General features: G+C 55.4%; 10 protein-coding genes. 2 read left to right on the top strand and 8 right to left on the bottom strand.

What is annotated here, in order from left to right:
* Positions 1-43 precede the first annotated feature (43 nt).
* The 6 genes from rplC to rpsL all read right to left on the bottom strand — a co-directional run bounded on the left by rplC (position 44) and on the right by rpsL (position 5,615).
* Entirely contained in the window at positions 44-784 is a 741-nt protein-coding gene (gene rplC, locus OHL20_RS11285; protein WP_263383291.1) for a 50S ribosomal protein L3, read from the bottom strand.
* Positions 785-845: 61 nt separating this feature from the next.
* Entirely contained in the window at positions 846-1,163 is a 318-nt protein-coding gene (gene rpsJ, locus OHL20_RS11280) for a 30S ribosomal protein S10 (RefSeq protein ID WP_263383290.1), read from the bottom strand.
* A gap of 88 nt (positions 1,164-1,251) precedes the next feature.
* Entirely contained in the window at positions 1,252-2,439 is a 1,188-nt protein-coding gene (tuf, locus tag OHL20_RS11275; protein WP_263383289.1) for an elongation factor Tu, read from the bottom strand.
* 53 nt (positions 2,440-2,492) lie between these two features.
* Complete coding sequence (gene fusA / locus OHL20_RS11270; RefSeq protein ID WP_263384994.1) at positions 2,493-4,586, bottom strand: elongation factor G; 2,094 nt, start codon at positions 4,584-4,586, stop codon at positions 2,493-2,495.
* A gap of 89 nt (positions 4,587-4,675) precedes the next feature.
* A complete protein-coding gene (gene rpsG / locus OHL20_RS11265; protein ID WP_263383288.1) occupies positions 4,676-5,146 on the bottom strand; it encodes a 30S ribosomal protein S7 in 471 nt (156 codons plus the stop codon).
* Between the two features lie 85 nt (positions 5,147-5,231).
* Positions 5,232-5,615 carry a 30S ribosomal protein S12 gene (rpsL, locus tag OHL20_RS11260; protein ID WP_179489498.1) on the bottom strand — a complete coding sequence of 128 codons (384 nt, stop codon included), beginning with the start codon at positions 5,613-5,615 and terminating at the stop codon, positions 5,232-5,234.
* A 650-nt stretch (positions 5,616-6,265) separates the two neighbouring features.
* Between rpsL and OHL20_RS11255 the strand changes: the two genes are divergently transcribed.
* On the top strand, positions 6,266-8,254 hold the full coding sequence (locus OHL20_RS11255) for an alpha/beta hydrolase family protein (RefSeq protein WP_263383287.1): 1,989 nt from the start codon (positions 6,266-6,268) through the stop codon (positions 8,252-8,254).
* A 172-nt stretch (positions 8,255-8,426) separates the two neighbouring features.
* Positions 8,427-10,775 carry a hypothetical protein gene (locus OHL20_RS11250; RefSeq protein WP_263383286.1) on the top strand — a complete coding sequence of 783 codons (2,349 nt, stop codon included), beginning with the start codon at positions 8,427-8,429 and terminating at the stop codon, positions 10,773-10,775.
* A gap of 68 nt (positions 10,776-10,843) precedes the next feature.
* On the opposite strand, the gene nusB is transcribed toward OHL20_RS11250, so the two are convergent.
* Positions 10,844-11,266 (bottom strand): transcription antitermination factor NusB, encoded by a 423-nt coding sequence (gene nusB, locus OHL20_RS11245; RefSeq protein WP_263383285.1) that lies wholly within the window; start codon positions 11,264-11,266, stop codon positions 10,844-10,846.
* Positions 11,266-12,156 carry a 6,7-dimethyl-8-ribityllumazine synthase gene (ribH, locus tag OHL20_RS11240; RefSeq protein WP_263383284.1) on the bottom strand — a complete coding sequence of 297 codons (891 nt, stop codon included), beginning with the start codon at positions 12,154-12,156 and terminating at the stop codon, positions 11,266-11,268. The genes nusB and ribH overlap by 1 nt, the downstream gene beginning before the upstream one ends.
* Positions 12,157-12,181 lie beyond the last annotated feature (25 nt).

Genomic DNA, 12,181 nt, shown 5'->3' with positions numbered 1-12,181 from the left:
CCCTAACTTTGATTGTCAGAACCTTTGCGGTCTGAGGTTCGAGCTACTTCTTCTTGGAGGGTGCTGCCTTCTTGGAAGCCTTCAAAGCATCCTTTGTTGCGGCACCAGCAAAACCACGGCGCTCACGCGGCGGCGCCTTAGCCTTGGAGATAAGAACAAACCCATCACGAGGTCCCGGTACTGCACCCTCGACCAGGATCAAATTGTCGTCAAGATCAATTCCACGGATTCGGAGGTTGCGCACAGTAATCTGCGCGTGACCCATGTGGCCGGGCATACGTTGCCCGGGAAACACGCGTGAAGGGAAAGACGATGCGCCGATCGAACCCTGCACCTGGAACATGTGACCGTGCGACTTGGGTCCGCCGCCGAAGCCGTGACGCCGAATGACACCAGCAAATCCGCGTCCCTTTGAGGTGCCAATTACATCAACAAAGCGCTCGTCGTTGAAGATGTCAACAAGGATGCGATCACCGGCTTTGGCGATCACGGCTTCCTCGCCGTCAACCGTCTTTACTGCTTCGATGGCGACTTCTTTGATCATCCGAACGGGAGGAGCGCCAGCCTTTGCGAAGTGGCCGGTCATCGCCTTGTTCACCTTGGATGCTTTAATGAAGTCTACGTAGCCAATCTGGGCGGCATCATAGCCATCCTTCGCCAGTGTTTTGAGTTGCGTGATCACGCAAGGGCCAGCCTTCAGGACAGTCACGGGATGAACGTCACCACGCTCGTCGAACAACTGGGTCATACCGATCTTCTTACCGAGAATTCCAACTACTGACATCGTAAGTTCCTTTCCTCATCATGCTGAGTGCTCAGCACTGCCGGGGCTGATAGTGGTTGAACTACTTTTGAACCGTCTTGATCTCTACGTCAACACCTGCAGGAAGATCCAGCTTCATGAGCGCGTCTACCGTCTGTTGCGTTGGCTCAAGGATGTCAATCAGGCGCTTGTGGGTGCGAATCTCGAAAGCCTCGCGCGACTTCTTGTCGACATGGGGCGAGCGAAGAACACAATACTTGTTCTTCATCGTCGGGAGCGGAATGGGTCCGGCAACCTGGGCTCCGGTGCGCTTTGCAGTTTCGACGATCTCGCTCGTGGAAACATCGAGGACACGGTAGTCATATGCCTTCAAACGAATTCTGATTCTCTGTCCAGCCATGTTCGGTCTCTTTTCAATTACAAAGAACGGTTGGAGTGACTGTCGGCGATGAACTTCTGCACCTACCGACAGCCCTCGTTTCTCGGAACTACTTGATGATTTCGGAGATGGTACCGGCTCCGACGGTGCGTCCGCCTTCGCGGATGGCGAACCGAAGTCCCTTTTCCATCGCGACGGGGGTGTGCAGCGTGATCTCGAGTTGCGTGTTATCGCCCGGCATCACCATCTCGGTGCCCTCCGGCAGCTTCGCCGATCCGGTCACGTCCGTGGTGCGGAAGTAGAACTGTGGGCGGTAGCCGTTGAAGAACGGCGTGTGACGGCCGCCCTCTTCCTTGCTCAGGACGTAGATCTCGCCCTTGAACTGCGTGTGCGGCTTGATCGAACCGATCTTCGCCAGCACCATGCCGCGCTCCACATCTTCCTTTGCGATGCCGCGGAGCAGGAGACCGGCATTGTCGCCGGCCAGACCCTCATCCAGCTGCTTCTTGAACATCTCCACGCCCGTACAGACCGTTGCACGCGTCTCGCGGAAGCCGACGATCTCGCAGGGCTCGCCCACCTTGATCTTGCCACGCTCGATACGGCCCGTCACCACCGTGCCACGACCCGAGATCGAGAAGATATCCTCGATCGGCATCAGGAACGGAAGATCCACAGCGCGCTCCGGCTGCGGGATGAACGCATCGACAGCCGCCATCAACTCGTCCACCTTGAGCTCCCACTGGGCTTCGCCATTCAGCGCGCCCAGGGCGGAGCCGCGGATGATCGGGGTGTCGTCGCCCGGGTAGTCGTACTTCGACAGGAGCTCACGGACCTCCATCTCGACCAGCTCGATCAGCTCTTCGTCCTCAACCGCATCGCACTTGTTCAGGAACACCACGATGAACGGGACGCCCACCTGGCGGGCCAGGAGCACATGCTCCTTGGTCTGGGGCATCGGGCCGTCGGTCGCTGCAACCACCAGGATCGCGCCGTCCATCTGCGCTGCGCCCGTGATCATGTTCTTGATGTAATCCGCGTGACCCGGGCAATCCACGTGCGCGTAGTGCCGGTTCGGCGTCTCATACTCCACGTGCGACGTCGCAATCGTAATACCGCGCTCGCGCTCTTCCGGTGCGTTGTCAATCGTGTCAAACGAACGGAACGTGTTCTTCGGATTATGCTTCGACAACACCTTCGTGATCGCCGCCGTCAGCGTCGTCTTGCCATGATCAATGTGACCAATCGTCCCAATGTTTACGTGCGGCTTCGACCGGTCAAACTTTTCCTTGCCCATGATGCTCGTCTCCGTGTATCTGAAGTTCTAAAGCGTTGTCCAACTAAACTTGCTTACTTGCTGTCCTTGCCCTGCACCTTGGCAATGATCTCTTCCGAGACTGAACGGGGCGCTTCTTCGTATTGCTTGAACTGCATCGAATAATTCGCGCGCCCTTGCGTGGCGCCGCGCATGTGCGTGGCATAACCAAACATGGTCGAGAGCGGAACGCTTGCACGAATTGCCTGGGTATTGCCAACCATTTCCATGCCTTCGATACGGCCACGACGGGAGTTCAAATCGCCAATGATGGTGCCCATGTAGTCCTCGGGGACCGTAACTTCGACAGACATGACTGGCTCAAGAAGAACAGGTTTCGCCTTGCGAGCCGCTTCCTTAAAGGCCATGGATCCAGCAATCTTGAATGCCATCTCGTTCGAGTCAACATCATGATAGCTACCGTCGTACAGGGAAACCTTGACGTCGACCATCTCATAGCCAGCCAGAATACCGCGGAGCATGGCGTCCTGGATGCCCTGATCGATTGGCTTGATATATTCCTTGGGGATCGTGCCACCCTTGGTATCGTTTGTGAACTCGTAACCCTTCCCCGGCTCGTTCGGGGAGATACGGATCTTGCAATGGCCGTAGTTACCTGAGCCGCCAGTCTGACGGATATACTTACCTTCCGCGTCGGCGTTTGAACGGATCGTCTCGCGATAGTTGACTTGAGGCTTGCCTACATTGGCTTCGACCTTGTACTCGCGCATCATGCGATCAACAATGATTTCAAGATGAAGTTCGCCCATGCCGGCGATAATGGTCTGACCTGAATCAATGTCAGTACGCACATTGAATGTAGGATCTTCCTGCGCAAGCTTGGAAAGGGCGACGCCCATCTTCTCCTGGTCGGCCTTGGTCTTCGGCTCAACGGCCACTTCGATAACAGGCTTTGGAAAGTCGATGGACTCGAGCACAACTGGCTTCTTGTCGGTGCAGATCGTGTCACCGGTGATCAAATTCTTCAGACCAACGGCGGCACAGATATCGCCAGCAAGAATCTCGGTGATCTCTTCACGCTTGTTGGCATGCATCTTGAGGAGGCGGCCAATACGCTCTGTCTTGCCAGTTCGTGGATTAAGTACCGAATCACCAGTCTTTAGCTGACCAGAGTAAACACGGATAAAGATAAGCTGGCCGACAAATGGGTCGGTCATGATCTTGAAGCCGAGCGCGGAGAAGGGCTCGCTATCATCAGCCTTGCGGATGATCTCTTCTTCCATGTTCTCGGGATTATGGCCGATCATTGGGGGAATATCGAGCGGGCTCGGCAAATAATCGACAACCGCGTCAAGCAGCGTTTGAACGCCCTTGTTCTTGAACGACGAACCGCAGAGAACCGGGAAGATGTCCATGGCGATTGTCGCCTTTCGGATACCCGACTTGAGTTGCGCTTCTGTCGGCTCTTGACCCTCGAGGAACAGGTTCAGGATCTCGTCGTCGGAATCGGCAACAGCCTCGATGAGGGCGTGACGCGCAGTCTTTGCCGTGTCAAGCAGAGCTGCCGGAATCTCTTCAATGGAGTACTCAGCGCCCATCGTCTCGTCATGCCAGAGAATGGCCTTCATGGTGACGAGGTCAATTACACCGAGGAACTTTGCCTCTGCGCCAATCTGGATGTTGATCGGAATAGCACGGGCACCGAGACGATCTACGATGGTCGAAGTGGCATAGACAGCGTCCGCACCAGCCTTGTCCATTTTGTTGATAAAACAAATACGCGGGACTTTGTACTTGTCGGCCTGACGCCAAACGGTTTCAGACTGAGGCTGCACGCCGGCCACTGCATCGAAGCAAGCAACTGCACCGTCGAGGACGCGTAGCGAACGCTCCACTTCTGCGGTGAAGTCAACGTGGCCGGGCGTGTCGATGATATTGATGAGGATGTTCTTCCAGGTGCAGGTGGTCGCGGCAGAGGTAATCGTAATGCCACGCTCCTGCTCCTGCTCCATCCAGTCCATGGTCGCAGTTCCTTCATGCACTTCGCCGATACGGTGAGTGATTCCCGTATAGAAGAGGATGCGCTCGGTCGTCGTCGTCTTACCGGCGTCGATGTGCGCCATAATCCCGATGTTCCGGCAACGATTTAGAGGTGTAGTGCGTGCCACGGTCTGTCTCTCATCTGCGAGCATCCACTCGCGGGTTTTCATGCGTTCAATCCAAGAACAAGCAAATATTTTGCTGAAAGAATTCTTCTTTACCAGCGATAGTGCGCGAAGGCCTTGTTTGCCTCTGCCATGCGATGAACGTCTTCCTTCTTCTTCATCGCAGCACCTCGGCCGTTTGCGGCATCGAGCAACTCGGCTGTCAACTTCTCAACCATGCCCTTCTCTCCACGAGCGCGGCCATACGTAACGAGCCAGCGGATAGCGAGAGACGTGCGGCGCTCCGGAAGAACTTCGATCGGGACCTGGTAGTTTGCACCGCCAACGCGGCGGCTCTTGACTTCAAGCAGGGGCTTGCAGTTCTCGATTGCCTTCTTGAAAAGCTTGAGAGCCTCGTCGCCACCCTTCTGCTCAAGGTTCGTCATCGCGGTGTAGAAAATTCCTTGCGCGGTCGACTTCTTGCCGCCCCACATCATGGAATTGACAAACTTTGTAACCAGGGTCGAGCTATAGACCGGATCTGGTGCAACTTCACGCTTGGCGATGTAGCCTTTTCTTGGCATTGCTCTTCTCGTCTTCCTTCAGGACCGTCAACTTCTCAAGGCCTGAACCTGTTGGCGCCGTCGGCTGAATGCAGCCGAAGCGAATTTATTTAGCCTGCGCCTTCGGACGCTTTGCGCCGTACTTGGAACGACTCTGTTTCCGATTGGCAACACCGACCGAGTCAAGCGTTCCACGGACAACGTGGTAACGAACACCCGGAAGGTCTTTGACGCGACCGCCGCGGATGAGCACGATCGAGTGCTCCTGCAGATTGTGGCCAATGCCTGGGATATAGGTTGTGACTTCGATTCCGTTCGTAAGACGAACGCGGGCCACCTTGCGGAGAGCCGAATTCGGCTTCTTTGGGGTCTGCGTGTAAACGCGAGTGCAGACACCACGGCGCTGGGGAGAACCCTGAAGTGCAGGGCTGGCGGTCTTGTAGCGAGTGGGCGTGCGGCCCTGCTTGACGAGCTGATGGAACGTAGGCACTAAAGCTCCTTGAGATCTTTGCACTCAAAACTTGTCAGACGCTCGTCAGGAAACCTTCGCTGATTGCATGGGGTACACGCAAAAAACCGAGAACGCTGAAGCGTCTCTGCGAAGAAATATCCTGCTTTACGCCTGTACTGCATAATCCAGACGAAAACAGTCGACGGTGACCGAGCGTTTTCCAGATGATTCGATGGAAGAGCCGGCTCCGTTTCGCTGTCCCGGCCCGTATAGCCCATCCAGGGTGGAGGGTGTCACAGGCACGATTGCGAAAGGCCCGCAAAAAACAGCATTCCAATATTTGGGTGCTTTGCGGTGAATCTCTTGTATCCAGTGTAGCGCAGGTGGATGTTTCTTTAACCTGGCTGAGCATTTTTAATGCTCTAAACGCCGCTTTTACTCGGCAGCGCATTCCGGATACTCGCGGAACCTTCTAACAATAGCAATTCAACCGCGACGCGTCAACTTTTTAGCATGCGACTAGATGATTTAGTGCCAAATCGCCGATCTGACTCATCGATGGTGCATGCTACGCTTTTTGGATGACTTCTGACTCATTTCATAGCAAGTTCGCTTTACTCCCAGCGTTCGTACCCCTGTTATTAGCAGTATTTGGCGCCGCTTCAATGAACGGTCAGACTGCGACAGCTATGAACACTCCGAAAGATAAGCGCGTCGCGGCTCTGCTGGAAACCGTGGGGAGAGTGCAGCACCCTTTGCAGGCCGCCATCTCCCCGGACGGTTCGCTGGTGGCGTGGTCGGCAAGGTCAAAGGAGGGCACGATCATTCATCTGTCCAGCGTCAACAGTCCTGACCACGTCAAAGAGAAGATTATTGCCACGAAGATGAAAGGCTTGAGTGCGAATTGCGGAAGCACCTTGCCTACCTGGTCGCCCGATGGCAAGTCTGTAGCTTTTCTTTCGACATGTACGGGGAAAGCAGATGCAGCGGGCCAAGCGCAAATCTTCATCTGGTCCAAGGCAGATGAGCAAGCGAGACAGTTGACCCACGTGACAGGGTCGATCGAAGCGCCTGCCTGGTCTCCTGACGGGAAGGCGATTGCCTTTTTATTTGTCGAGAATGCTACTCGTAGTGCCGGGGCGCTGGATGCAATGAAGTCGCCCGCAGGCGTGATCGGCGAAGACGGCGTTGAGATACAGCGCGTTGGCGCCGTTGACGTTGCGACCGGTGCATTTTCGCAGGTAACCCCTGCCGGGCTTCACGTGTACGAATTCAACTGGGCTCCTACTTCGGCGCAGCTTGCGTTTGTTGCGGCTCCGCCGCCGGGTGAGAATACGTGGTGGATCGCGCAGCTTTACGTAGAGCCAGTCTCCTCGGCTGCGCTCAGGATTGGAGAGCCAAAGTCGATCCTAAACACAACCACAATCGAAGGGTCGCTCCATAATCTTCAAATTGCCGTACCGCGTTGGTCGCCAGATGGCTCGAAGATCGCGTTTATTGGCGGTCTGATGAGTGACCAAGGGGCAACGGGCGGGGACGTCTATGTGATTGCGGCTACGGGTGGCGAGCCGAGGAACGTAACTCCGGACCGGACATCTACACCAGTGTTTCTAAGCTGGGTGGACGATGGGAAGATCGGCATCGCAGAGCATCTTGGCGGCAGTAGCAGAATCGCCGTACTGGACCTCCAGACAGGAAGTGATGTTCCTCATCTCGGCGGGACGTTCGCAGAGTCTATCGGCTCTGGGACGGATGCGATGAGTATCTCGGCGAGCAGATCATCACAAAGTGTGGCACTTATTCGCAGTTCTTTCGACCGGGCACCCGAGGTATGGGCTGGCGAACTAGAGAACCTTAAACAAATTTCCCACCTGAACGACGAGCTGAAGCCGGCGTGGGGCAAGACAGAGGATGTCGAATGGTCGAATGAGGACTACAAGGTGCAGGGATGGTTGCTTTATCCAGCTAACTACGATCCGAATAAGAAATATCCCCTCATTGTTTTTGTCCATGGTGGTCCGTCGAGTGCGGTACAGACTCGTTGGCCCGGAGCAAGTTTTGGAGAGGCTCCATTCTCCGCGCTAGGCTATTTCGTATTCATGCCAAACCCCCGCGGAAGCTATGGACAGGGAGAGAAGTTTACGCAGGCTAATGTCAAAGACTTCGGCTACGGTGATCTGCGGGATGTCTTAGCTGGGATGGATGTGCTGGAGAAGCGCTTCCCTATCGATAAAGAACGTGAAGGTTTGACCGGTTGGAGCTATGGAGGCTTTATGACAATGTTTGGCGTAACCCAAACAACGCGTTTCAAAGCCGCGGTCGCAGGAGCTGGAATTAGCGATTGGAAGAGCTACTACGGAGAGAACTCAATCGACCAGTGGATGATTCCGTTCTTCGGCAAGAGCGTCTACGACGATCCCGCTGTCTACGCAAAGAGTTCGGCTATCGAGTACATCAAGAACGTCAAGACCCCGACTTTAGTTGTCGTCGGTGATCGTGACGGCGAGTGCCCGGCGCCGCAGAGCTACGAGTTCTGGCATGCGTTACGCGCGGAAGGTGTGAAAACCCAGCCCGTGGTGTATCCGAATGAAGGACATGGTTTCCGCGATCCAGCCCATCGTGTGGACGTATTGGAGCGGGCGCTGAACTGGTTTGGCTCGGAAATGCCCGCTAAATAGCTTTAGAAGGTACGAAGACGGGGTATGTTCGTCAAAAAGCTGTAAAGGTGCGCTGTTCCGATGTCCAACGACATTTGCGTCCCGCCAAAGCAGCTTCTACACTTACGGTTAAGGAATTCAGCGTTTGCAGTAAGACCGTCCGACTGAGGTTCGGGTTGGGCGGGGAGGTTTAATGCGTCGGTTCGTCACGTTACTCGTTTTGTTGTTGGTCTCGGTTCCATTTGGCATCTCGATGTCTGGTTGCGGGAAAAAGAATCCGGTTGTCTTCTGCAATGCAAGCAGCGGCGACGGTGGCGTTGTAGTAGGGCAGTTGAACAGTATCGTGCTGCAGCCGCTCACGTATGGGATCTCTCTAAATTACGGACAGATCGGCCAATTGACCACACCGCAAGGTACCGATTGCAAGGGTACCGCGGTCAGCGTATCGGCATTTACCTATGGGTCGCGTAATGTGTCGATTGTTGATGTGAATCCTGCGAATGGTGCACTATGCGCGGGCACATGGAATCGTAGTCTCAACGTCATTCCTGATTTCACAGTGTGTACGCCGCCGACAAACCCGAACGCGAGCAATTCTATGACGTATCTGACCGCCGAAGCGAACGGCGTGACGAGCAATCCAATACCAGTATTTACGCATCCAGTGGTCACCAGCATTGTGCTTGGAGCGCCGACGGCCGACTGTACGACAGATCCAACCTCGAATTGCTGCCCACTTGCCTCTGCGAATACGATCACAGCGACTCCGTACAATGGCACCGCCTGCCTCTCGCAGGGAAGCACGGGTCAGTTGGTGGCGCGAGTCTTTGCAGGAGCAGGTACGGCAAGTTCCAATATCAGTTGCCAGGCGGGACACCTAACATTCGCGGCGCAGACGGCAGGAATCGTTGCCATCGATCAGAACGGTGTGGCTACGGCGCAGCAGCCTGGTTCTACTGTTATTACCGCAAGTGTTTCAAACGCCGGCAGTTCTGCAGGTTTCTTCTCGACATGCCCACCGACCAGCATCAAGTTGAATGTGCCGAATACGACGGCAACCAACATCACAGTGAATCAGAACTTCGCTCAGCCGCTGGTAGCTACAGTTCTCGATCAGAACAATACCGTTCTTACCGGACTTGCGCTGGAGTACGTTTCGACTACGCCAACAACAATTCCCGCGGCTGCAGGCGGCATTATTACTCCTTCCTTTCCAGGCGGCGCATCGATTACGGCGATCTGCCAGCCGCCAACATGCAATCCTTCTCCTTTCAACCAGATTGGTTTCCTGGGTAACGGAAAGCCGGCTACTTCAAACCCGATCGGCATCACGACGCCGGGAGCAAATAGCACCCTCCTCTACCTTGCAAGCACGCAGTCTCGCTATCTTGTACCCGTCGACTTTACGACAACGACGTTGGGCGCTCCGGTCCAGCTTCCATATGTTCCAAACTCGATGGTCATCAGCGTGGATGGAACATCCATCTACATGGGTAGCTCTACCGAACTGATGGTTGTGAGTGCTACAACGGATGGCGTAACGCGTGAAGATGTATCGGTTCCGGGAACGGTGCTCGCAGTTTCGCCCGATAACGCGACAGTTGTCATCGCAGATCCAATCAAAAAATTGATCTACCTGGAAGCAGCCGCTGGCGGTGTGATTACGCAGTTCGGCGGCATTGGGACGCACGCGCAGTGGACGCCCGACTCACAGACGGTGTACATCACGGCTGGCGATCAACTGCTTGTGTACTCGACGTTTACCGGTTGGAACAACATCACACCCACAAGCCCATCACCGAATCCGACAGCTGGCAACACCCCACTGGATGTTGCAGTAACGGTGCCGAGTGTAGGAGCCTATTTTGCTGGTGCGACTACCCGGGCTGTCACGTACTGCCCGAGCAGTACGCTTAGCACTACCAATGGACAGACGACAGTTGCAAATGTCTTCAATCCGCAGGCGGATCAGGTCACAACAGCCACGGACAGAATCGCAGCTACGAATGACGGACGGCATATCATCGGAGCTGCCGCATCGACAGGGCTGCTCAGCGATTTACAGGTCACTCTCCCTGCTCAGCAATGTCCGCTTGCTACGCAGCAGTTTTCGACCGGTGGCACCTCAACGCCTTTCACAACAACTGCTCTTACAGGCATTGTGCCGGTCACGATCACCGGTGTTTTTCCGACCTCCGATTCCACTGCTGCAGTCGTAACTTACACGGGAACGGGAGGCGTATTACCGGCTTACGCACCGGCAGTTGCAGGTACGGCTACCCCGGGGGCCTTGACCAATATCAAGCTTTCGGGAACGGCGACGGCCCCCGTAGCTGGGGTGTGGAGCACGGATAACTTCACGTTCTATGCCGGAACATCTGGAGATAATCTCGTTCATCTGATTACACGCCCTGCAGCAGGGAGCACACTGACAGACTCTAAGACGATTGCTCCCAACCTCCCCCTTGCACCTAACACCGGCGGTACGGGGACCATTGCGATCCCGAACCTAATGGTTCAGAAGCCACGCAAGACGACGTAAGCTGTTGTCAGTGCGCACAAAGGCCCTCTCCAAAGAGAGGGCCTTTGTGCGTCCTGTAGATGAATCGATTACGCGAGACGTTTCTTGAGCAGTTCCCGAGCTACAGCATCAAGCACTCCGTTCAGGAAGTGGATCGACTCAGGTGCGGCATACCGGCGCGCTATCTCCAGACTTTCATTGATGATGATTGGCGCAGGCGTGCTCGGATAACCCAGCATCTCGGCAATCGCTGCACGTAGAAGATTGCGGTCGACTACGGGCATGCGCTCTATGCGCCAGTTCTGTGAGTGTTGCTCGATGATGCCATCTATCTCGACCAGCCGAGAGGTAGCGACACGGTAGATATCTTCGGCAAATCCTCGGGTCTCAGCGTCGACATCGTCGCGTGAGGGCCAGAATAGTTTGCGTACCTCATCAGGGGTCTGTTTGCCGAGATCGCCCTGAAAGAGCATCTGCATGGTAAGTTCGCGTGACTTGCGGCGGGTTCCCATTAGGATGCCGCCTGATCTGGTGCGCGAAGTTTACGCTGGATCGAGACCATCTCGATGGCGGCAATCGCTGCCTCGAAGCCCTTGTTACCGGCCTTCAACCCGGCACGGTCAAGTGCCTGCTCGAGTGTCTCGCAGGTAAGGACACCAAAGGCATGGGGAACACCTGTCTCCTGCTGAGACTGGCCGATCCCGCGGGCTACCTCCGTATAGATAGCCTCGTAATGAGCTGTTTCACCGCGAAGAAGGCATCCTAATGTGACAATCGCATCAAACTTCTTCGACTCCGCAAGCGTCCGGGCAGCGTTTGGGATCTCCCAGGCTCCGGGGACACGAACAATCTCGACATCTTGCTTCGCAGCTCCGCTTCGATAGAGAGCATCGAGCGAACCCTGCAGTAGACGATCAGTGATGACGGTGTTCCAGCGCGTTGTTATGATTGCGAACCGCATTCCATGGGCGTCGAGATCTCCTTCAATCGCGAGAGGCCTGCCATGCAGAGGATTCTCAGACTGCCAGAAGCCCACTCGCAGCTCTGAGGTCAGTTGCGCCGTGAAGAGGCGGGAGTTCCAGTGTGTGAGCTCAGGGGCAGAAAGGAGTGTCTCTACCTCCTCGGTGCGATGTTCGGTGAGCATCCACTGCTGGACCGCGGTGTGGACATGATCTAACTGTGTAACTTCGATAAGCAATGGCGGAACGGCTGGAGTACGGCCCGTGACCAGTTCAATGTTTCCGAGAGGAGCGAGAAACGCTGCACCACGTCGCTGATCGTCCTGCCAACCTTTACCGGATTCAAAGCCGAGGGTCTCAAAGAGACTACCAAGCCTGTCCATCGCAAGGCTCCGCGCGTCGGCAGAGGCGACGGAGTGGACGAGCGTTATTCCTTTAATCATAAGAACGATTGTATCGTCAGGGTCA

Origin of the sequence: Granulicella arctica (assembly GCF_025685605.1) — a bacterium.
Classification (GTDB): domain Bacteria; phylum Acidobacteriota; class Terriglobia; order Terriglobales; family Acidobacteriaceae; genus Edaphobacter; species Edaphobacter arcticus.
This window is presented reverse-complemented; position numbering and strand designations above follow the sequence as displayed.